The sequence below is a fragment of the Neptunitalea lumnitzerae genome (assembly GCF_027924185.1).
Classification (GTDB): domain Bacteria; phylum Bacteroidota; class Bacteroidia; order Flavobacteriales; family Flavobacteriaceae; genus Neptunitalea; species Neptunitalea lumnitzerae.
On the sequence record NZ_BRVO01000002.1, the window covers coordinates 573192 to 598924 of the forward strand.

The following is a 25733-nucleotide window of genomic DNA, read 5'->3' on the forward strand; positions in this document are numbered from 1 at the left end:
AAAAGTCTCCGTTATGAAAAAAAACTACCTATACTTAATTTTTACACTTATAACCTCTATAAGTTTTGCTCAAACAAATCTAAATTTCACCATAAACAACGCCATAGATTATGGTGGTACTGGTGGTATGCCTAGCTCTGACTATAGAATAGAAGAAACAATAAACACAGGTGGTGATACCTATTTATTAAAAATAACCAGTACTACCGATCTTGTTCTAGAAGAACTTACTACCGGTAGTGGTGATTATGTTTTTTATGGTGGTGTAAACAATCACTCCTACCAATTGTTTAAAAATGGTAACGTCATAGCTTTTAATTTTATTAGTTTAGATTTTGACAACCCGTTTGACGAGGCTGCAGTAAGTATAGAAAATCATAACGGAGACCTTATCACCCCGTTAATAAATGCCGGTGGTACAACCGATGGTTTTGTAAGTGCAGGAACCATTTTACCAACTAACACTAGTAATGCAACAAATATTACAGAATTTATTGTAAACGAAGAAATTTCGGGTTGTTTTAATGATGTTGGGTGGCATAACATTCAAATTCAAGTTCCGAATACCGGAAACACTATTAGTCCTGACACAAATAATATCATATATGTAAACAAAAATGTAAGCGGAGGCAGCGGCAACGGTTCTAGTTGGGGGAACGCTGTCTCTGAACTTGCAGATGCTTTAACATGGGCTCATAATAATCAAGATACTTCATGGGCTACAACTCCATTACAAATTTGGGTAGCAGCCGGAACCTATAATCCTTTATACAGTGCAGAGGACGGAGGTAATTTTGGTACAGAGCAAACAAAGGATAATACTTTTTTATTGGTAAAAGATGTACAGGTATATGGTAATTTTGACGGTACAGAAACAAGCTTAACCGACAGAGATGTTATCAACACAGCTAATGCTACTATTTTATCGGGGGATATTGGTACCCTTGCAGATTATACAGACAATACCTACCATATAGTACTTGGTATAGGAGATTTAGGATTAGCTCTACTAGATGGCTTTACGGTTACCAACGGTATTGCTAATGGCTCGGGTAGTATTAGTGTAAACGGCCAACCTGTTAATCGTAACTATGGCGGTGCCATGTTTTTTTACAACAACGCGTCACCTTCTATTAGTAATACCATTATTACTACAAACAACGCAAGTGGTGCCGGCGGTGGTATCTTTTGCTCTACATCTTCTAACCCTACACTTTCTGATGTAACAATTATCGCAAACACTTGTAATGATAATGGTGGAGGTATATATCTTAATAATAGTTCACCTATATTAAATAATGTAACATTAGATACAAATACTGCAGTTAATCTAGGTGGGGGTATTTATGCTTATAATTATTCAGATTATAGCATATCTAATAGTAACTTAACTGGTAATGCAGCAGGTAATAACGGTGGTGGTATGTATAATTTTTCAGCATCACCAAATATAATCAATGTAACATTCTATAATAATACAGCTAGTACAGGAAATGGTGGCGGTATGCTTAATTTTAATGCTTCTCCTCCCCTTACCAATGTAGTATTCTCATATAACATGGCAGCTAACCATGGTGGGGCTATGTATAACGACAATAATTCGGCTCCCGATTTATTGAATACTGCCATCTACAAAAATTCTGCATTTAACGGAAATGGAGGGGGTATTTATAATAACAATGCCTCTTCAGACCTTACCAATGTAACGCTTGCCAATAATAGTGCTAGTGGCAGCGGTAGTGGCTTTTATAATGTAAACTCTTCGTTTGATATTAGTAATAGTATTTTGTGGGATACATTTAGCAACACAAATTCTTATACCAATAACAGTTATAGTCTAATACAAACCAGTAGCAATACAAGTAACGGTAATATAGATGCTACCGGATTAAGTATCACAGATATTTTTACAGATCCAACAAATGATGATTTTACCCTACTATTCACTTCACCTGCTGTAAATGTTGGAAGTACCACCATGTATACCAATGCTGGAGGAGATATAAACACTGATACCGATGTTTTAGGAAATACTCGATTTTTTGATATTGGAATAGATTTAGGAGCATACGAATTTCAAGAAACACAGATGCTACCGGACAGCAATAATATTTTATATGTGAATATAAATGTAAGCGGTGGCACTGGTAACGGATCTAGCTGGGCAAATGCAGTACCTGAATTAGCAGATGCACTAAAATGGGCTCGTATTAAATATGACTTAGACAATACCTATTTTAATTCTACTCCTTTACAAATCTACGTTGCAGAAGGCACCTATTACCCACTTTATAATGCAGCAGATAACAGCTATACTAGTAATGGAAACAGGGATAACAGTTTTGTATTAGTTAAAAATGTACAACTATATGGTGGATTTGATCCCGATAATGGCATAACAGATTTAACGCATACACGTATAACCCCTACATCTACAAGCGGTACTGTTTTAAGTGGTGATATTGGTACCTTAAATGATAATTCCGATAATAGTTTACATGTATTTATTTCATCAGGAGATATAGGCGCTGCTTTGTTAAATGGTTTTACCATTACCAAAGGAAATTCAGATGGCTCAACCTCTATGACAGTTAATTCAAACATTATAGTAGAAGACTGTGGGGCTGGTATATTAAATTATAATTCTTCACCTAGTTTTAACAATGTAGTGATTACCGATAATGATTCAGGTTTTTTTGGTGCAGGAGTGGATAATCGATTTGGCTCACCAAATTTTACGAATGTAACTATTAGTAATAACATTGCTGCTGCCAGAGGAGGTGGTATTTATAATTATAACGCTACACCTATTTTTATTAATAATCTTATAGTAGATAATACGTCTAGTACTGGTGGAGGAATATACAATGATACTAATGCGAATATAAGCTTAATAAATACCACAATATCAGACAATACTCATACCTATATTTATGACAGTAGTGGCATTTATAATGACAATTCTATTTCCTATATAACGAATTGTATTATATGGAATTCAATATATAATGAAGCACCAGGATCGTATACATCTACTAATAGCCTCATACAAAACAGCAGCGATACCAGTAACGGAAACATTGATGCTACAGGGCTTACAGAAGCGGATATTTTTACCGATGCTACTAATGGAAATTACACGCCCTTAAACACAAGTGTGGTAGCAAATGCTGGTAGCAATACCGCCTATACTAATGCAGGTGGAGACCTTATTAACGATACCGATTTAGCAGGAAATCCTAGACTTATAAACCCTACCATAGACTTAGGTGCTTACGAAAATCAGGTGAAAGATTTAGAACCCGATGCTAACAACATTATTTATGTAAACACCAATGTAACCGGTGGCACAGAAGATGGCTCTAGTTGGGCTAATGCAGTACCACAATTAGCAGATGCCTTAAAATGGGCACGTACTCAATTTGATGCAGATGACACCTCTTTTGATGCTAACCCATTAAAAATATACATTGCACAAGGTACTTATTACCCTTTATATAATGCAGCAGATGCTAGTTATATTACTAATGGAAACCGTGATAACAGTTTTGTATTAGTTAAAAATGTACAGCTATATGGTGGGTTTGACCCCGATAACGGCATAACCGACTTAACCCATACAAGAATAACCCCAACTACAGTTGATGGTACTATTTTAAGTGGTGATATTGGTGTACAAGGTAGTAATTCAGATAATGTATACCATGTTGTTATAGCTTCAGGTGACGTTAATACCGCGTTGTTAGATGGTGTTACCATTACGGATGGTAATGGAGTTACAAGTTATACATCTATTTTAGTAAATGGTAATACTATTACTAGAAGCGCAGGTGGCGGTATGAACTGTAAGAATACTTCTCCTTTAGTTAACAATGTACTTATAAACAATAACAGAGCTAGTGAAGGTGCAGGTATGTATAACAATAATAATGCCAACCCTACACTAACCAATGTAACTATAAGCAATAATATTTCATCTGGGTCAAACGGTGGTGGAATACAAAACTGGAATGCATCTGCTACCTTAACCAAGGTTATAATTTCAGGTAATACTGCTTTAAGGGGTGGTGGTATATTTTTAAATGATAACTCTAATGTTACATTAACAGAAGCTACTATTTATAATAACAATTCAACTTCTGGCCCCGGAGCTGGTATATATTGTTCTTCTTCTACCTTAAGTTTACGTAATGTTAGCTTTACTAATAATACAGCTAATACTTATGGTGGTGGTTTATATTGTTCTTATTCTACCTTAAATTTACGTAATGTTGTTTTTGGAAATAATAGTGCAAACTCGAGCGGAGGAGGTATATATACAGATAATTCTAATTTAACAGCATCTAATATAACTTTAAGTAAAAATACTGCTATACAGGGGCCCGGTGGTATTTATAAATATGGTGGATCTACTACCATAAACAATAGCATTATCTATGGTAATACTTCTACCTTTTATAATAACAATATTATTGGAGCATTAACTACCTCCTATTGTCTTATAGAAGATGAAACCAGTATCAGTAACGGAAATATAGACGCTACAGGCATTACTTTAAACGATATTTTTACCGACCCTACTAACGGAGATTACACTTTAAAATATGGCAGCCCCGCTGTGAATACAGGTAGTAATACCGCTTACACAAATGCTGGTGGAGATTTAACCAATGATACCGATTTGGCTGGTAACCCAAGATATGCAGAAACTGCTATTGATATAGGAGCGTATGAATTTCAGGGAATAGATTTACAACCCGATGCTAACAACATTTTGTATGTAAACATAAATGTGAGTGGTGGCACTGGAGATGGTAGCAGCTGGGCAAATGCTGCACCACAATTAGCAGATGCTTTAAAATGGGCACATAATAACCAAGATACTTCATGGGCTACCACTCCTCTACAAATTTGGGTAGCGGGTGGTACTTATAATCCATTATATAGTGCTGAAGACGGCAGTAATTTTGGTACCAATCAAACAAGAGATAATACCTTTTTATTAGTTGAAAACGTACAGGTTTATGGTAGTTTTATAGGTACTGAAACTAATTTATCAGACAGAAATATAACTTCGTTTTACACCAGTATGTTAAATGGAGATATTGGTACCTTAAACGATGCTACAGATAATACCTATCATGTAGTTGTAGCAAGTGGTAATACAGGTACTGCCCTACTGAATGGTTTCCAAATTATAAATGGTAATGCCAACGGTTCGGGTACAGTAACTATTAACGGACAAAATATTGCTCAGAACTATGGAGGTGGTAGTTATGCTTATAACAATGCTTCTCCAAGTTTAACTAACATCACTATTAGTAACAATAATGCAACTGGTGCTGGGGGTGGTATATTTAACGCATTAGCTTCATCCCCTATTTTAAATACTGTGGAAGTTAGTAACAATACTTCAGGAGACAACGGGGGCGGTATCTACAATAATAACTCCTCTCCTACTTTAACCAATGTAACTATTAGTAATAATACAGCAATTACTAATGGTGGTGGCGTATACAATTATAACTACGCAGATGTTGTGCTGAACAATGTTACCATTACAAATAATACGGCTACTAATGGAGGTGGTTTAATGAACTATAATTCGTCTCCTAATATTAGAAATGCATTTATAACAGATAATACTGCTATTTCAAACGGTGGTGGTATGTTGAATCAAAATAATTCAAACCCTACACTAACTAATGTATTAATTGCAGAAAATGGAGCGTTAGATGGTGCAGGAATATATAACAATTCGTCTTCCTCAGATTTTATTAATGTAACCTTAGTAAATAACTCAGCAACCAATAATGGTAATGGATTTTATAATAATTCATCAATTTTTACTATCACCAACAGTATCATTTGGGATAATGTATTTAATAACGGAGGTGGATCTTATACCATTAATTATTACAATTTAATTCTTAATAGCGCTAATACTAATAACGGAAATTTAGATGCTACCGGCATCTCTATAGCCGATATTTTTGAAGATGCCGCTAATGGAAACTATAATTTAGCCAGTGGAAGTATAGCCATTGATGCCGGAAATAATAGCTCATATTCAGGTAATATAGCAACAGATACAGACTTGGTTGGAAACCTAAGGGTTTATAACTATAGTTCTGGGGGTGTGATTGATATGGGGGCATTTGAAAGTTTGAGCAGTGCCCCTGTAGTCAATTGTCAATCCATTACAGTATATCTAGATGCTAATGGGGAAGCTACCATTACTCCATCTGATATTGACAACGGATCGTGGGATGCAGAGGGAAGCATAACTCTTAGTTTAGATATAACCTATTTTGACTGTTCAGATTTAGGTGATAATACAGTAACATTAACCGCAGAAGATATAGATGGTTTTGTAACTACCTGCAATGCCTCAGTAACGGTAGAAGATAATCTATTACCTACACCTAATGTTATAACATTATCTGATATTACTGCTCAGTGCGAATTAGTAGCGGCCGATATTACAACGCCAACAGCAACGGATAACTGTAGTACCGTTACGGTTACTAGTAACGCTACATTCCCAATTACAACAAACACTGTAATCACATGGACATACACTGATGCTAGTGGAAATTACACTACACAAACACAAAATGTGGTGATTGATGATACTACAGCTCCAGTGGCGGATAGCACTACTCTAACGGATATCATTGCACAATGTGAAGTAGTAGCTACGGATGTAACAACGCCATCTGCTACTGATAACTGTAGTTCAGTTACAGTAACCAATGATGCTTCATTCCCAATTACGGCTTCAACAGTAATCACGTGGACATACACTGATGCTAGTGGCAATTATACCACACAAACACAAAATGTGGTGATTGATGATACTACAGCTCCAGTGGCGGATAGCACTACGCTGGCGGATATCATTGCACAATGTGAAGTAGTAGCTACGGATGTAACAACGCCATCTGCTACCGATAACTGTAGTTCAGTTACAGTAACCAGTGATGCTACATTCCCGATTACAGCAAACACTGTAATCACTTGGACATACACTGATGCGAGTGGAAACTACACTACACAATCACAGCTCATTAATATTACTAATGATACTACTAATCCAATACCAGATAGTGTTTCATTAGCTGATATTACAGCAGGTTGTAATGTTCTAGAATCAGATGTTCCAGTTCCAACGGCTACAGATAACTGTAGTACGGTAACAGTTACTAATGATGCTACATTCCCGATTACGGCTTCAACTGTTATTACTTGGACGTACACTGATGCTAGTGGCAATTATACCACACAAACACAAAATATAGTAATAAGCGGTATCACAGTTCCAACACCAAATGTAACAACACTAAATGATATTACTGCACAATGTGAAGTATTAGAATCAGATATAACAATTCCAAGTGCAACTAATATATGTGGAGGAACAGTCATGGTAACCAGTGATACCACATTCCCGATTACGGCTTCAACAGTGATTACTTGGACGTATACCAATAATAGCGGAAACTTCTCTACACAAACGCAAAACGTAATCATAGATGATTCAACGGCTCCAGTGGCAGATAACGCTACTTTAGCGGATATCGAAGCACAATGTGAGGTAAATAAAGTTGATGTTCCAGATCCAACAGCAACGGATAACTGTAGTACGGTGACTGTGACTAGTGATGCTACATTCCCGATTACTGCTTCAACAGTAATCACGTGGACATACACCGATGCTAGTGGAAACTACACTACGCAAACACAAAATGTTGTCATTGATGATACTACAGCTCCGATTGCGGATAGTACTACTTTAGCGGATATCACAGCACAATGTGAAGTACTAGCTACCGATGTAACAACGCCATCTGCTACGGATAACTGTAGTACGGTAACAGTAACCAGTAATACTACGTTTCCAATTACAGCTTCAACAGTAATCACGTGGACATACACTGATGCTAGTGGAAATTACACTACGCAAACACAAAACGTTGTCATTGATGATACTACGGCTCCAACGCCTGATGTAGTCAATTTACCTAGTATTACCATGCAATGTGAAGTTTTACCTATTGATATACCTACACCTACTGCTACAGATAACTGTAGTACGGTAACAGTAACCAGTAATGCTTCATTCCCAATTACAGCTTCAACAGTAATCACGTGGACATACACCGATGCTAGTGGAAACTACACTACTCAACCTCAGAATGTAATCATAGATGATACTACGGCTCCAGTGGCAGATAGCGCTACTTTAGCGGATATCACAGCGCAATGTGAGGTAAATAAAGTTGATGTTCCAGATCCAACAGCTACCGATAACTGTAGTACGGTGACTGTGACCAGTGATGCTTCATTCCCAATTACGGCTTCAACAGTAATCACGTGGACATACACCGATGCTAGTGGAAACTACACTACGCAAACACAAAATGTTGTCATTGATGATACTACTGCTCCAGTGGCGGATAGCGCTACGCTAGCGGATATCATTGCACAATGCGAAGTATTAGCTACGGATGTAACAACGCCATCAGCTACCGATAACTGTAGTTCAGTAACGGTAACTAGTGACACCACATTCCCGATTACGGCTTCAACAGTAATTACTTGGACCTATACAGATGCTAGTGGAAATTATACAACGCAAACACAAAACGTAATCATAGATGATACTACAGCTCCGATAGCAGATAACGCTACTTTAGCGGATATCATAGCGCAATGTGAAGTATTAGCTACCGATGTAATAACGCCATCTGCTACGGATAACTGTAGTACGGTGACTGTGACCAGTGATGCTTCATTTCCAATTACGGCTTCAACAGTAATCACGTGGACATACACCGATGCTAGTGGAAACTACACTACGCAAACACAAAATGTTGTCATTGATGATACTACAGCACCGATTGCGGATAGTACTACTTTAGCGGATATCACAGCGCAATGTGAAGTTCTGGCTACCGATGTAACAACGCCATCAGCTACCGATAACTGTAGCTCAGTTACGGTAAACAGTAATGCTACCTTCCCGATTACGGCTTCAACAGTAATCACGTGGACATACACTGATGCTAGTGGAAATTACACTACACAAACTCAGAATGTAATCATAGATGATACTACAGCTCCGATAGCAGATAACGCTACTTTAGCGGATATCACAGCACAATGTGAAGTATTAGCTACCGATGTAACAACGCCATCTGCTACTGATAACTGTAGCTCAGTGACAGTAACCAGTGACGCCACATTCCCAATAACAGCACAAGGAACTACTATGATCACTTGGACATACACCGATGCTAGTGGAAATTACACTACACAAACACAAAATGTGGTGATTGATGACACTACAGCTCCAGTGGCAGATAGCGCTACTTTAGCGGATATCATTGCACAATGTGAAGTGCTAGCTACTGACGTAACAACGCCATCAGCTACTGATAACTGTAGTACGGTAACAGTAACTAGTGATGCCACATTCCCGATTACTGCAAACACTGTAATTACTTGGACATACACTGATGCTAGTGGAAATTACACTACGCAAACACAAAATGTTGTCATTGATGATACTACGGCTCCGATTGCGGATAGTACTACTTTAGCGGATATCACAGCGCAGTGTGAAGTTATAGCTACTGATGTAACAACACCGTCAGCTACCGATAACTGTAGTACGGTAACAGTAACTAGCGATGCTACGTTTCCAATTACAGCTTCAACAGTAATCACGTGGACATACACCGATGCTAGTGGAAATTACACTACGCAAACACAAAATGTGGTGATTGATGATACTACAGCTCCAGTGGCGGATAGCACTACTCTAACGGATATCATTGCACAATGTGAAGTTCTGGCTACCAATATAACAACACCAACAGCTACTGATAATTGTAGTTCAGTTACGGTAACTAGTGATGCTACCTTCCCTATTACGGCTTCAACTGTTATTACTTGGACGTATACTGATGCTAGCGGAAATTACACTACGCAAACACAAAACGTAATCATTGATGATACTACTACTCCAGTAGCAGACGACGCTACTTTGGCTGATATCACTGCACAATGCGAAGTGCTAGCTACTGATGTAACAATCCCAACAGCTACTGATAACTGTAGTTCAGTTACGGTAACTAGTGATGCTACATTCCCAATTACGGCTTCAACAGTAATTACTTGGACATACACTGATGCTAGTGGAAATTACACTACGCAAACGCAAAACGTTGTCATTGATGATACTACCGCTCCAATTGCAGATAGCGCTACTTTAGCAGATATCACAGCGCAATGTGAAGTACTAGCTACGGATGTAACAACGCCATCAGCTACGGATAACTGTAGTACGGTAACAGTAACTAGTGATGCTACGTTTCCAATTACAGCTTCAACAGTAATTACTTGGACATACACCGATGCTAGTGGAAACTATACAATACAGACACAAAACGTGGTCATTGATGATACTACGGCTCCAGTGGCAGATAACGCTACACTGGCGGATATCACAGCACAATGTGAAGTATTAGCTACCGATGTAACAACGCCATCTGCTACGGATAACTGTAGTACGGTGACTGTGACCAGTGATGCTACGTTCCCGATTACAGCACAAGGAACTACTATAATCACTTGGACGTACACCGATACTAGTGGAAATTACACTACGCAAACACAAAACGTAATCATTGATGATACTACAGCTCCGATTGCAGATAGCAATACTCTAGCGGATATCACTGCGCAATGTGAAGTTCTGGCTACCGATGTAACAATGCCATCAGCTACTGATAACTGTAGTACGGTAACAGTAACCAGTGACGCCACATTCCCAATAACAGCACAAGGAACTACTATGATCACTTGGACATACACCGATGCTAGTGGAAACTATACAACGCAGACACAAAATATTGTGATTGATGATACTACGGCTCCGATTGCAGATAGCACTACTTTAGTGGGTATCACAGCGCAATGTGAAGTATTAGCTACGGATGTAACAATGCCATCTGCTACTGATAACTGTAGTTCAGTTACGGTAACTAGTGATGCTACCTTCCCTATTACGGCTTCAACAGTAATCACGTGGACATACACCGATGCTAGTGGAAACTACACTACGCAAACACAAAATGTGGTGATTGATGACACTACAGCTCCAGTGGCAGATAGCGCTACACTGGCGGATATCACAGCGCAATGTGAAGTGTTAGCTACGGATGTAATAACTCCATCTGCTACGGATAACTGTAGTACGGTGACTGTGACCAGTGATGCTTCATTCCCAATAACAGCACAAGGAACTACTATGATCACTTGGACGTACACCGATGCTATTGGAAATTACACTTTACAAACTCAGAATGTAATCATAGATGATACTACAGCTCCAGTAGCAAATAACGCTACTTTAGCGGATATCACAGCGCAATGTGAAGTGTTAGCTACTGATGTAACAACGCCATCAGCTACCGATAACTGTAGTTCAGTTACGGTAACTAGTGATGCTACGTTTCCAATTACAGCTTCAACAGTAATTACTTGGACATACACCGATGCTAGTGGAAATTACACTACGCAAACACAAAACGTGGTCATTGATGATACTATAGCTCCGATTGCAGATAGCGCTACTTTAGCGGATATCACAGCGCAATGTGAAGTAGTAGTTACCGATGTAACAACGCCATCTGCTACCGATAACTGTAGTACGGTGACTGTGACCAGTAATGCTACATTCCCTATTACGGCTTCAACAGTAATTACTTGGACATACACCGATGCTAGTGGAAATTACACTACGCAAACACAAAATGTTGTCATTGATGATACTACGGCTCCAGTAGCAGATAGCACTACTTTAGCGGATATCACAGCGCAGTGTGAAGTTATAGCTACTGATGTAATAACGCCATCAGCTACTGATAACTGTAGCTCAGTGACTGTTACAAATGACGCTACATTCCCAATTACTGCTTCAACAGTGATTACATGGACATACACAGATGCTAGTGGAAACTATACTACGCAAACACAAAACGTAGTTATTGATGATACTACGGCTCCAATTGCAGATAGCGCTACTTTAGCGGATATCACAGCGCAGTGTGAAGTGTTAGCTACTGATGTAACAACGCCATCAGCTACCGATAACTGTAGTTCAGTTACGGTAACCAGTGACGTCACATTCCCGATTACAGCACAAGGAACAACTATGATCACTTGGACATACACCGATGCTAGTGGAAACTATACCACACAAACACAAAACGTTGTCATTGATGATACTACGGCTCCAACGCCTGATGTGAATACTTTACCTAGTATTAGCATGCAATGTGAAGTTTTACCAATTGATATACCTACACCTACTGCTACAGATAATTGTACAGGAATTGTAGTCGGAACAACTAATGATCCATTAAGTTATACTACAGTGGGGTCCTATACTATCACATGGACATTTGATGATGGACATAATAATAGTACAACACAAACACAAACAATTAACGTTATTGATTCAGCATTAGACACTGCAACTTTTACAGATGTAACTTATACATATAACGGTTTAGGACAATATATTGCGGTAGATAATTTGCCAACAGGAGCCACTGTTTCATACTCAATTTTACCAAATACTGGATTAAACAACGGGGCTATAGATGCGGGTACCTATGTAGTTACAGCGGTATTAACACCAGCACCTAATGCACCTAACTGTACTCCAGTTACCCTAACAGCCAACCTGATAATTGAGCAGGCCTCACAGCAAATTAATTTTGATGTTTTACCAATTAAACATTTGGAAAACGATGTGGATTTTCAATTAACAGCAACATCTTCATCAGGTTTACCTGTGTATTATACATACACGTATACAGCTACTAATGCTACAGCTAATGTAACTGCAACTGGTTGGGTAGAAATGCTTACTTCTGGTTCGGTTTTTATAACTGCACATCAAGATGGTGATAGTAATTATTTACCTGCTGCTAATGTTACTCAAGAACAAGTTATTATTAGTAGTGATGCCTCAATTCACGCTATTGTTATTGATGGAGAAACTTATGATACCCCTAATGATAATATATTCTATTTAATGGAATGTAATAATACTGCAGATGAAATAACCATTACTATTACCACAGAAGCGAATGCTACATCAGATGTGGGACATGAGTTTACAATTAGTACACCAAAACCAGGTATTTATAATGAGGTAGTAACTATTACATCTCAAGATGGTACTACAACTAATACCTACTATATAACTATAGAGCGAATGTTTCAGTTCTTTGATATTGTAGAACAAAAGTTTGACAATGTATTATTAGCAAACAATAACCCTGCTACAAATGATGGATATTCTTTTGTAGCTTACGAATGGTATGTAAATGACCAATTAATTAGTACAGATCAGTACTTCTCCGTTGGACCAGATATTACAGATTTATTGGATGATACAGCTACGTACTACTTAAGGCTTACAACTATTGATGGAGCTATATTACAAACCTGTGAAAGTGCCATTATACTTGAACATGATTATAGTATGAGAGTAACTCCAAACCCAGTGAAGTTTGGTAAACAAATTAATGTATTATTAGACCTACCAAAAGAAGAATTAGATCAAACCATGATTATTATATATGATTTATACGGTAAACAAGTATTTACGACTAGAGTAAGCGAAATGAGAAGTGTAATTCAACTACCTAAATCTATTCAGCCAGCTCCTTATTTACTGAAATGTATCAATCCTAATAGAGAGAAAACATTTAAAATTATAGTTCAATAATCCAAAACTGATATAATGAAATTAAACATAATCGCTAATTTAAGTAGAAAAACCTTTATTCTATTTTGTTTTTGGAATATCGGGATTAGTACCTTACAATCACAAAGTTTAATTCCAGGTACAAATACTTATAATAAGCATGAAGTAACTCTGGTGGCAAGTGGATTGTACGCTAGTTTAGCATATGAACTTCCTGAAACACATATAAGAACGGGTATGGATGTATCTTTAGGGGTGGAATATAAGTTCCTATTTAACAAAAATTTTGGTATTGGTTTAGGGGCTGAATACCAAGGTTACAACGCAATGGCATCTTCAGATTCCATTAGTAGTGCATATACCACTACAGATTATGAGATGGAAAGTTTTGAGTTTAGATATACCGCTGAAAATCTAGTGGAAGAACAACAGGTTGGATTTTTAAATATTCCCGTTCTTTTACATTATGAAAATAAAAGGTACGGTTTTTATATAAAAGCAGGTGCTAAAATAGGTATACCAGTCACCTCTAAATATAGCACTAGGTACAATTTACATACTAGTGGATTTTATAGTCAATACAATGTAGAACTATTTGACCCTGAGTTTATGGGATTTGGTTCGTATAGATCTTTAAAAGGAGTTGGAAATAATCTTAATTTTAATACTAACATAATTGGAACATTTGAATTTGGGGCTAAACTTCCCCTATCAAATAAGCATAATTTATATGGAGGTTTGTTTATTGATTATGGCATAAACAATATAAAAGCAAACCAAACTAAAAATACGGTCAATTATGTAGTATATAATAACGGTGTTCATTTTCAAAATGAAAGTGTTTTAAACTCAAGTTTAGTAGAAGAGGTAAAAACAATGGCCTTTGGTATTAAACTTAGATATTCTATTTTTAATTTTTAAACCACCTGTATCATAGTTATAAAAAAAAGCATCGTCACTGTACGATGCTTTTTATGGTATATTTCTTAATAGTATTATACCTCTCCCCTACCCAAACACTGTTAAAACAAGGAAAAATCAACTTCTATAGAGGAAGTGAAAGTCCAGATTAACTACTTAATATTTCTATTGCTTTTAGTTTGATTTAATGGTTATACTTTCACTTGATAATTCTGGTGAAGATGCAGTAATATGAACAGCTTCTTCCTTCCCGTTAGATTTAATAATAAGCAAACATTTTCCGTTATATGCATTCCTATGATTTGCTTGAAATGGCTCTAAACTAGCTTGGTATCCGTTATCTACCCCAGCTATATCGGCACCTCCCGTAACTTCAAATACAATATGATTATTCGCATCCGGCACCATAATACCATTTTTATCTTGTATAGTCACCTCAATAAACACCATATCTTTTTGATTCGGTTGTATTGTGGATTTACTGGCATCTAATTTTATAGAAGTAGCTAATCCAGCTGTTTTTACTGAAGTTTCTTTAACTTTTGTAGCTCCTTTATAAGAAATTGCCTTTAATTCACCTGCCGCATAGGGTACATCCCAGCTTACATGAAGTTCATCACCTACTTTAGATTTTACTCCTAATGATTTACCATTTAAGAACAACTCTACCTTATCTGCATGATTATAATAAGCCCATACAGGTATCGTGTCTCCTTCTTTCCAGTTCCAATGTGGAAATAAGTGTAAAACATCTTCATTGCCCCACTCACTCTGATACATATAATACACATCCTTTGGAAACCCTGCTAAATCTAAAATACCAAAGTACGAACTCCTAGCCGGATACGGATACGGTATAGGTTCTCCTAAATAATCGGCTCCTGTCCAAACAAACATTCCGGCTATAAAGGGTAGTTTTTTTACAGTTTTCCAAGTATCTTCATGGGTAGCACCCCAATATGCTGCAATATTATCATAGGCTGATACCGTAAAATCTTCATTACCATTAAAAGGTTGATTGTGTGCTGGTGGCCAAAACTGTGTACTGTCTTTAGGAAAATCATAATGTCCACGCGTAGCCAAACCTGAAACACTCTCAGAAGAAATAAACTTTGCATTTTTAAATCTGTTAGGTAAATCCTCATAGGCTTCATGTTTATAATTGAATCCTAAAACATCTAAAGCACCTGATTGATATATAAAATTCTTTTGCGGTTCATTCTCAGTAAGTGCACTAGTTACAGGGCGCGAAGTATCCAACTCTTTCACCAGTTTTGTCAATTCTTGAGTAATTTCAATTCCGGTACTGTCAAACTGCTCACGTATTTCATTACCAATACTCCACATGAAAACCGATGGATGATTTCTATCTCTAACAATCCAGTCCTTCAAATCCTGAACATGCCATTCTTCAAAATTATTATGATAATCTTCTTTTACTTTCTTCTTCTTCCAAACATCAAACAATTCATCTTGAACAAAAAAGCCTATACTATCACACAATTGTAACAATTCAGGTGAAGGTGGATTATGAGCAGTCCGAATGGCATTAGCCCCCATTCTCTTTAGAGAGACCAATCGACGTTTTATTGCCTCTTTATTGATTGCGGATCCTAACGCACCTAAATCATGATGGAGACATACACCTTTTATTTTTGTTGATTTTCCATTAAAAATAAAACCTTTTTGAGCATTAAATTCAAATGACCGAATCCCCAATGGTGTGGTGTAATTATCTATTAATTTATTATTACTATAGACTAATGTTTCTACGGAGTATAAATATGGGTGGTCAACATTCCATAACTTTGGTTTGTCTACAACTAAAGAAAATTTTACGTCTTTAGACTTTCCAGAAGCTATTACAACTTCTTCTTCTCCTTTGGTTACTTCCTCCAATTTATCATTTAGAATACGGGTTATTATTTTCAGCTTTTTTTGACTCTCAAAAGTATTATTTACCGTAGCTTTAAAGGAAACAGTTGCCCTATTTTGTGTTATTTCTGGGGTATTTACAAACGTTCCCCAATAATTAACAAATGCTTTATTCGTAACTGACAACCAAACATTACGGTAAATACCAGATCCTGTATACCATCTGGAATTTGGTTGTTCTGAGTTATCTACTTTTACCGCAATAACGTTCTTTTGTCCCGCATACTTTACAAAACGAGAAATGTCATATTTGAAAGAACTGTAACCATAAGGGCGTTTTCCTAAGTAGTTTCCATTAACCCATACTTCACTATTTCTATATACTCCATCAAATACTATAGTTATTACCTTGTTTTCCCATGCTTCATTTAAAGTAAACTCCTTACGGTACCATCCAATACCTGTGGGTAACGCACCACCTTCGGGCTTAGCTGGATTAAACTCACTAAACTCTCCTTCTATACTCCAATCATGTGGTAAATTTAGTTTTCTCCAGTCATCTGAATTTATACTATCACGAACCGCTTCAGGGTGGTCTCCTAAACTAAATTGCCAGTCTAGGGTAAAATCTTTAGTAATCCTTACCTTTTCTTGATGCTGATTACATGAGTACGTTATGATTATTATAAATCCTAAAACTAGTAAAGTTTTTATTTTCTTCATTTAATATAAGCTTAGGTTATTTATTGAAAATCAAAAGATTCTAACCGTAATCCGTTTAAATCATCTCCTGAAATTCTAATTGTATAAGTACCTGCGTTAATAAATCCACCTGTAGTGGTATTTAGTATTTTGAATTTCTTTTGTTTAACAGGAAAAGAAATAAAATCATCTCGCATTTTAGCTCCATTTGGAGCTATAATTTCTAACCGTACCTTCACGGCAGTATCATTCATATTCATATACTTAAACCTTAAAAGATGTATACCTGCCAAACCAGTTTTAACTTCCCATTCGATACTATTATCAGTTTTTCCATTAAATCCTACATATTCGCTTTTCCTATGAATATCGGTGTAATAAGCTCCTTCAATCTTTCCTTCTTTAGCTTTTAAAGTAATATTAGGTCTTTCCTCTTCTTCCTCTCCCATCTCATATGTTGGAACAACAACCAGACAGAATTTACTTTTCTCTTTTAAATTTGTAAAAGAGAATACCGTTTCGGCATTCCCTGTTTTTTTATAAAGTTTATAAGTGATTCCGTCAGTTGTTTTAGCTTGTCCAGCAATAACTTCAAAGTTTTCTATCCAAGCTGTTTTTTCTGTAACATTTTCTTCTAGTAATAAATAAATATCAGAAGGCTTACCTACACTAAAGTTTCCTGAGAATTCCTTCATAAATAAAGCCGATGAAAACTGTAGCCATTCAGCACCAAAAAGTTGATAAGGCAACTCATTCCATTTTACGGATGCATCATTATATTGACGTTGATTAATATCTAACCACGATTGAATTTTTACAACATCTTGATTTGATAACATTAAATTTTGAATATTTCCAGGTGATGCTTTAGCTACATTTTGTTTTTTACCTGCAATAGCTATTGCAGATATAACAGCTTCTCCTGAGTTAACTTCTGGAAAAGAAACTGTCAAAAGTCCGTTGACAACCTCAACTTCATAAGTCTTTTTTAAAGCGCCTGCAAAACCAGTTTCTTCCCAAATATCTAAATCATGTTCTACCACTGTGTTGTTTAAAGCTACATTAAAAGTTCTATAGCCTTTACAATTAGTGTCACTCCCTACACCATACCAAGGCTCGGTAAAAAATAATTCTACTGTATAAACACCATTTTCTAATGGAAACTCATATTTTAATTGATCATTATTGCCGTATCTAAAAGTTTGAAACAACTGCCAATTTCGGGTATCTGTGATAGGGTCAAAAATTCTTCTTTGACTTCCATAAAAATCATGTAGATTATCAAAAGAATCTGTCCAAGATTTAGAACCCCATGTTTTGTAATCAGTCCTATGTACATCAGCCATCCAAAAATTTCCAAAACTATCCGTAAACTCAGGGCCTCCTGCATTTACCCTATATAAATAATTGCGTTTTTCTGTTGGTTTTATAACATCTTTATCAGTAAATAGTTGATCAAAATTTGGGGATTCAGGTAAATTATTCAACACTATCCTATCGGATGTTTTTTCAATACCATTCACATAACCTTTCGCATACAAAACATTATAGTTAAGGTCTACCCCATCCCACAGAAAATGCTTCCCTTTACCCGGATTCTTTTTCCTACCAAAAGAAGTTCCATTGATATCATTAAATAATTCTACCTCATCACAGTTGCTATAAACTACAATACTATCATTTCTTGCAGGTTCCGTCCATCTATTAGGCCAAGAGTGTGACACTATATATACCATAGGATTTATTTCCTTAGAAGCATAATTACCTGCATACATATAATAGGCATCCAAAGGTTCTCCCCATGCAGTAAATAAACCTTTATAATTAACAGGTCCTATTCTATCTATATCTCTATATGCTTCCCCATTTTGTATTCTACCGGGGTTTTCATGAGAACTAAATAACCAGTTAAAATGACCTATAACGCTATCTTTTACTATTTCAGCTTCTGCAATTTTTATTTCCATTAATTGTGAAAAACGTTCTTCACTGTAGGCTCCTTTTTGTTTAAAATATCCTTCAGTATGCATATCAGCAGTTCGCCAAGCTCCATATTCACCATTCAGCAAATCTTTCTTCAATTCATTATCATAATTAAACGGATCTCCTCCATAAGTACCTGACCAATTTTGTATTACATTCCAATCAGTTCCTTCTCCACCATTACAAGTGGTAACTAATCTTTCTGTTGAAGCAGACGGATCCATTTCTCTAATAATTTCGGTACATATTTCGGCAAATTCTTTCGGAATTGTACTTTCATTCTGCAATCCCCACATAATTACAGATGGTGAATTTCTACGTTCTTTAATCCACTCTTTTAAAAGTATTTTAAAGTTTTCCTTAAATGCAGGAGTATCATACCAGATATGCGCTGAAAACTGACTCCAAAATAATATTCCTTCTTTATCTAAATATTCCTGATATTTCAAATTATGGGGTTGGTGTCCCTCTCTAAAAGCATTAAATCCTGCATCCTTTATTTGATGAATTCTTGAGGATATTTGTTGATTAGAAAACGAATGACTATTCCCCATTAAATGTTCATATTCACAAGTTCCATTTAAAAAATAGGATTTTTCATTTATGTATAACTTATTATCTCCATCATTTCGTGTTAAAGGCCAACTTACCCATCTTACACCATAGCTAGTTTCTATTCTGTCTAATACCTCATTATCATCTTCAATCTCTGTGACTAAATTATACAAGTAAGGATTCTCAGGAGACCACAATTCTGGGTTTTGTATTACAGGTAAACTCTGTTTAATTTTTTGCTGTGAATCTGATGCTAGTAAAATTTTGGTTTGAGTGCTAGCCACAATGTTACCATCTTTATCTTGTAAACTATTGGTAACTAAAATATTTTGATCTTCATCTCCATAATTTTTTAGCTCTGTAGATACTTTTAAGTTCACTTCTTTGTTAGAAAACGAACCTGTTTTATATATATGAACACCAAAAGGTTGTACCCGTACATTATTAGTTACTAGCATGGTAACAGGTCTAAAGATACCCATGGGTTGCGAGCCTTCTGAGAACCCCCATTCTCCAGAACACCCGCCACACACCCAGGGCAAATCTGCAATAAAAGCAGGATGACTAGCTTTCACTACCAAGCTATTTATACCATTGCTATCTATTGCTTCGGTTGCATCTACTGTAAAAGAAGTTCTACCTCCTTTATGTTCTCCTATTTTTTGACCATTGACCCAAATGGTAGCATAGGATCCAACCCCTTCAAAAAATAAAAAATATCGTTTTCCCTGCTGGTAATTATCCAAAGAAAAAGTTTTATAGTACCATGCAGTTCCATGTAAATTGCCATGTTTACCTCTACGATAACCATAATACTGATCCCAATTATGAGGTACCGTTACAGGTAATGTTGAAACAGATTTAATTCCACTCGTAACAAACTCTTTTTCAGACATAGGTAAACTATCAAGTATCACTGATTGCCATTGGTCATTCATATCTATTACGGTTCGCAATTCTGTTACTGGTGATTGACAAGATGATACAAGTATAAGTATCAAAAAATATACTATGTTAACTTTAAATCTCATACTAATAGAATAACCAATCCGCAGCCTTTTTATCGTCTGAACCTATATAGCCAACATCTCTAGACTCTATTGCCTGATTTGCATCTACAAACCCCAATACTAGTACTCTACCCTTGCCTAATACCAATTCATTTTCTCCTGGTTGAAACGAGTAAGTATGAATATTTAGTCTTGGAAGATCTTTAAAGTTAACTGCATTAGCTAGTATTACTTCTGCTTGACCACGTGAATTACCCGCAGCATCGGTTTCTAAACTTGGTGGAAATAAGAATCGTTTTTTATCAGTATTAAAATAGCCCACAACAACCTTTACAGGCTGAGCATTTTTAAATCTAATTCTAGTTCCATTTTCAATTTGAGAAGATTCATCTAATATAACTCCTTTTAGATTGATTAGTTCTGGCGCTAGTTTAGTAATTTCTGAAACAGACGTACCATAAGGTTTTCCTCCTTCACTTACATCAAAAGTTGAGTTTTTAGACAATAACGTAACCGCTGCTGGTATCCATGGAGACACCTCTTTTTCTTCAATTATACCATTCTTTGAAGCTTTTAAGAGTTCTAGATTTCGCTTAAAATTAGCTAATTCTCTTTCGTAATGCGGTAATAACTCTTTCCAAGTCTTATTCTTTCCATCATTTCCACCAATAGGAATTCTCCTTTGAGCCGTTTGCATACTATTAGCATACAAATAAGTATCTTTTGTATAGTCTACTAAATCTTGGTAATAGGCTACACTTTTCTCTAAATGTGGTAGCGCCTTATCTAAATCATTAATATCATTAGAGTAACTGTAACGTAATACCAATAAAGCAGCTTCTACTTTTTCAGCAAAACAATCTGCAAATGCCTTATAAGCGTACATATCATTTTTAAGTCTTTCAAATTCTTCCTCATGTACTGTTACAGAAGCAGATGCTTTATCGATAGCTTCAACCGCCAATTTACCATGTTGCTTTATTTCACGGATGATTTGCACTGGTGTTTCTCCTTCATGCGGAGTATGCTCCCACTCTTTTTTGGCATATTCGATTAATATCTCTCCTAAAGGTCCGCACGACTCATAAAAGCCTGGATAGACCCTCCATTTGTAAGGATTTACCAACTGACTCTCAAACATACCTAATAACAACGTTTGTCGGTTACCTTCTGTAATACCAAACTTTCGTAATGTTTTTGGTGCTATTTCTCCTGATTGCTCGTAGGCTTCTAAGATTTGCTTCCCTGCAACTTCATCAGTACCAAATTTAGTACTCAAGAGATCTCCCCAATAATCTATTTCCTCTTTGCGGTCTCTATTACTTTTCCAAGCATATCTAGACCAAGCCTTATACCAAATCCAGTCGCGCTCCATTTCTAATAACCTTGGTTCCGTTTTATCTGCGGTATAAGGCCAATCCCAATAAGACGCTTGCGGGTATAAATGTAATCCGTTGGCACCATGTACTTCATGCATGGCTAAAACACTCTTTTGTATAAAATATGGAGAACCAAATCTAAATGGTTCTAAATTTGCCAAAATATGTACATTAGAAATATGTACCGAACCGCCTGAACTTAACTTACGGTGAATCTCTGACCAAGGACCTCTTGGTTGGTATGTAGTTAACGATTCTCCATTGTACTTATGCGTAGTATATAAATTCTTGTATAGTGGTAATGCATTTTTCATTACCAACGGAGCATCGGTATCATGCGCTCTCAAAATAATTGGAGGTTCATCAGTTCTACCTAATTCAGCTAATCCATCCTTTACCCCAGGAATAATAGTTTTAGTAAACCACTCTACATCATCTTCATAGGTATTCATAGCTTCTCCCAAAGCTACTAATAAGCCTACATTTGGGTAATCTTCTATAAACTTAGTTATAGACTTCCTAGTATAATCTGCTACTAACGGAGTTATTGGTCGTTGTCTATCTTGTGTTTTAATATTGTAATGCTCAGCAAAAGGTTTAGACACTATAATGTTATAAAACATTTGTATCACCCAGATACCTCTTTTATTAGCTTCTTCGGTTAGAAACTTAAACATTTCCCTATTTTTCTGAAATGTTTCATCGTCAACTTCAACCGCAAATGGATACTCCTCTAGTTTCACCAAAGATGCAAAAGGGTGACCATTCCATAAGTATAACGAATTTAACCGGTTGTCTACCATCATATCGAGGTATTCTATCCATAATTGTTTATCATAAAACCAAGGGAAATTTTCAGGGGTATACGGGTATTCATAAACACCTCTACCTTCTAAATACGTTGGTTTTTGTAATCCTATACAAGTACCCCTTAAAACCATTTCTGGGCTATCTGTATATTCAATTTCATTTGGTAACTTACCTTCTTTAGTAACTCTATCAGATAATTCCAACGCTCCGTATAAACTTCCAGATTCGTCAAAACCTCTTATGTATATTACTTTATCAATAGTACCTATTGTAAAACTTTCCTTTTGAGCTAAACTTTTTATTTTTTGAGGTAGTCCAAAATCTTGCTTTTGCCACAAATCACTATTTTGATTCCCTATAACTATAGTCTTATCAGCACTTGTATCATTCCCTATAGTTACTTCATAACCATTTTCGGTTAAAGTTTGCTGTAATTTTTCAGCCCCAAACTTTATTCTTGGTGAGTTATCATCTAAAACAAGTGTTACCTTTTCAGGAGATGAACAAGAACATATAAAAATTAGTAGGAGTATACTTAAGTATCTCATAATATGGTTTTATGTATTTTGAAAAATCTTTTTTAAGTAAGCTACATTAGCTCCGTAATTGGCTTTTACATTTCGTACTTGCTCTATATCTCTAGAACGCTCTACAATAAGCCATCCCTTCCAGTTCATATCATCAAGAGTAGCTTTTATCTTGGGCATATCTATACTTTCATCATTTTGAAGCCAAACCCTATCGGTATTAGATGCATGAATTTGTCCAATATTCTTTTTGCCTAAAATTTTTAACTCACTACAAATGTCTCTTCCGTTATCTACAGCATTAGCAAAATTGAAAGAGCTTTTAATATGTCTAGACCCTACTTCTTTCAAAAATTCCAATTCTTCTTTGGCTCCATAAGAAGTTTCTACTGCTATTACTCCATCTATTTCAGCTACTTGTTTAGCTGCCCATTGCAATCTTTTTACAATTTCTTCTCGTAATTCAGGGTGTTTAACCATATCTCCTTCTACACCCAATGGCAGATAGGCCGTTTTAACCCCCATATTTTTCATAGTATTTATACAATCCTGGACCATAATATTTACAGTAGCACGTTCTGCAAAAGATTGCGCATAAAAACCAGACATAGCAATAGAACTAATTCCTACTCCCAATTCTTTAGATTTATTTAAAAACTTTTCTCGTTCCTCAGGATTTCCTAGCTTACTATCAAATGTGGTTCTTGCTCCCAAACCTCCCATATCTAATTCTATTCCATCTGCATTAATTTCCTTTGCTAAAGCAAAAGCACTTAATTTCTGACGTTTTAAAATCATCCAATCACAAACAGCTATTTTATAGCGTTGCTCTTTACCATAAGACATCGCAAAAAGCGAATTACTACAAGCACCTGCTAACAAAGCACCAGACGCTAGTGCAGATAATTTTATAAAATCTCTTCTTTTATATTGTATCTTATTTTTCATTTTCTCCATTATTATTAGTCAATTCTTCTCCTACAGCGGTTATATTTACTTTTTTACCAGGCCACTTACCATCAGTTATTGGAAAACTTACTAGCTTAGAAGGGTCTATTTTAACATATTTAATTCGTTCCCTTCTCCAGGTATAAATAGCGTGTAGCATTCCGTCTGAACTTTGGAAAATAGATGGATAAGAATATTGACTAATATCCGAGTCTTCCAATATTAGAGCAGCCTCCCAATCAATACCATTATCTGAAACAGAAATGTTCAAAGGAGTTCTAGGGCCTTTTATCTTACCATCAGGAGGTAAAACATGGTTATATATTAATACATGTTTACCGTTGTCCATGGTTACAGCATCTGTACCACTGTTATTGTTGGGTAAATTCATTAAGGTTAAAGGTGTCCAAGTAATTCCGTTATCGGTAGACCATGCTGTAGCTAAAGCTCTGCTACGGCTTCTACATATAATTTGTAATTTACCATCTCCATGTTTTAAAATACTTGGTTGTATCGCATCTATAATCTCTGTATTTCTAGAAAGGGTATCTGTCATTTTCCAGGTTTTACCAAAATCTTTGGTATACTCCATTCGTACATGCCAGCCATTGCCCTCTGTACTTGTTGGACAAAGCAATGTTCCGTTTTCTAATAATTCTGGTTTATTTTTAACCGGACCAATATAATGTTCAGGAAGTTTCTCTGGCTTAGACCAAGTTTTACCATTATCTGATGATCTGGTTAACATACCCCACCATTCAGATGGCTTAGGACCTACTTTATAAAATAACATTAAATCTCCATCAGGTATTTGAAATAAAACAGGATTCCATGTAGGGTACCTTAAAGTGTCATTAATCACTCCATCTGCAACTTGTTCTGGTGTAGACCATTTTTCTTTATCACGAGTACTCACCCATATTGTTACATCCGGATTACGTTCTTTGGTACCGCCAAACCATGCAGCAACCATAGTACCGTTGGTAGCCTCTGTAATAGTAGCAGCGTGACAAGAAGGGTAAGGTGCTTCTTCAAAAACAAATTCATCTGTTACAATTCCCTCACGCCATGTTTTACTTTCTAGTGTTACTTCAGGAGTACAACCGAAAATACATAACACTATTATTAGTTGTAAACAACCTATATATTGTTTGTAGTTTATATGCTTAATATTCATAGTTAGTATGTTTAGTTTCTATATTTTAATGTCTTCTTTTATCACCTACAAATTATC

At 36.2% G+C, this 25733-nt stretch carries 7 protein-coding genes; 2 read left to right on the forward strand and 5 right to left on the reverse strand.

The window, feature by feature from the left end; translation table 11 throughout:
- The first annotated feature begins 13 nt into the window (after positions 1-13).
- Positions 14-13810, forward strand: a complete 13797-nt coding sequence (locus Y10_RS09930) for a choice-of-anchor Q domain-containing protein (RefSeq protein ID WP_281765228.1) — start codon at positions 14-16, stop codon at positions 13808-13810.
- 15 nt (positions 13811-13825) lie between these two features.
- Positions 13826-14710 carry a hypothetical protein gene (locus Y10_RS09935; RefSeq protein ID WP_281765229.1) on the forward strand — a complete coding sequence of 295 codons (885 nt, stop codon included), beginning with the start codon at positions 13826-13828 and terminating at the stop codon, positions 14708-14710.
- A gap of 174 nt (positions 14711-14884) precedes the next feature.
- Here Y10_RS09935 and Y10_RS09940 read toward each other — a convergent pair whose 3' ends face one another.
- Genes Y10_RS09940 through Y10_RS09960 form a run of 5 tightly spaced genes read right to left on the reverse strand, consistent with a single transcriptional unit; the run spans position 14885 to position 25676 of the window.
- On the reverse strand, positions 14885-17308 hold the full coding sequence (locus Y10_RS09940) for a sugar-binding domain-containing protein (RefSeq protein WP_281765230.1): 2424 nt from the start codon (positions 17306-17308) through the stop codon (positions 14885-14887).
- Positions 17309-17328: 20 nt separating this feature from the next.
- Positions 17329-20826: a malectin domain-containing carbohydrate-binding protein gene (locus Y10_RS09945; RefSeq protein WP_281765231.1), complete on the reverse strand. Its 3498-nt coding sequence runs from the start codon at positions 20824-20826 to the stop codon at positions 17329-17331.
- Positions 20827-20857: 31 nt separating this feature from the next.
- Positions 20858-23572 (reverse strand): alpha-d-galacturonidase, encoded by a 2715-nt coding sequence (locus Y10_RS09950; protein WP_281765232.1) that lies wholly within the window; start codon positions 23570-23572, stop codon positions 20858-20860.
- Between the two features lie 9 nt (positions 23573-23581).
- Positions 23582-24499, reverse strand: a complete 918-nt coding sequence (locus tag Y10_RS09955) for a sugar phosphate isomerase/epimerase family protein (protein WP_281765233.1) — start codon at positions 24497-24499, stop codon at positions 23582-23584.
- The gene (locus Y10_RS09960) at positions 24489-25676 is read right to left on the reverse strand and encodes a sialidase family protein (RefSeq protein ID WP_281765234.1); all 1188 of its coding nucleotides are present in this window, start codon (positions 25674-25676) and stop codon (positions 24489-24491) included. The genes Y10_RS09955 and Y10_RS09960 overlap by 11 nt, the downstream gene beginning before the upstream one ends.
- Positions 25677-25733: the final 57 nt, after the last annotated feature.

Excerpts from the sequence above, each read along its gene's own strand:
- Y10_RS09930 (WP_281765228.1), top strand. The coding sequence starts at position 14 with ATGAAAAAAAACTACCTATACTTAATTTTTACACTTATAACCTCTATA.
- Y10_RS09935 (WP_281765229.1), top strand. The coding sequence starts at position 13,826 with ATGAAATTAAACATAATCGCTAATTTAAGTAGAAAAACCTTTATTCTA.
- Y10_RS09940 (WP_281765230.1), bottom strand. The coding sequence starts at position 17,308 with ATGAAGAAAATAAAAACTTTACTAGTTTTAGGATTTATAATAATCATA.
- Y10_RS09950 (WP_281765232.1), bottom strand. The coding sequence starts at position 23,572 with ATGAGATACTTAAGTATACTCCTACTAATTTTTATATGTTCTTGTTCA.
- Y10_RS09955 (WP_281765233.1), bottom strand. The coding sequence starts at position 24,499 with ATGAAAAATAAGATACAATATAAAAGAAGAGATTTTATAAAATTATCT.
- Y10_RS09960 (WP_281765234.1), bottom strand. The coding sequence starts at position 25,676 with ATGAATATTAAGCATATAAACTACAAACAATATATAGGTTGTTTACAA.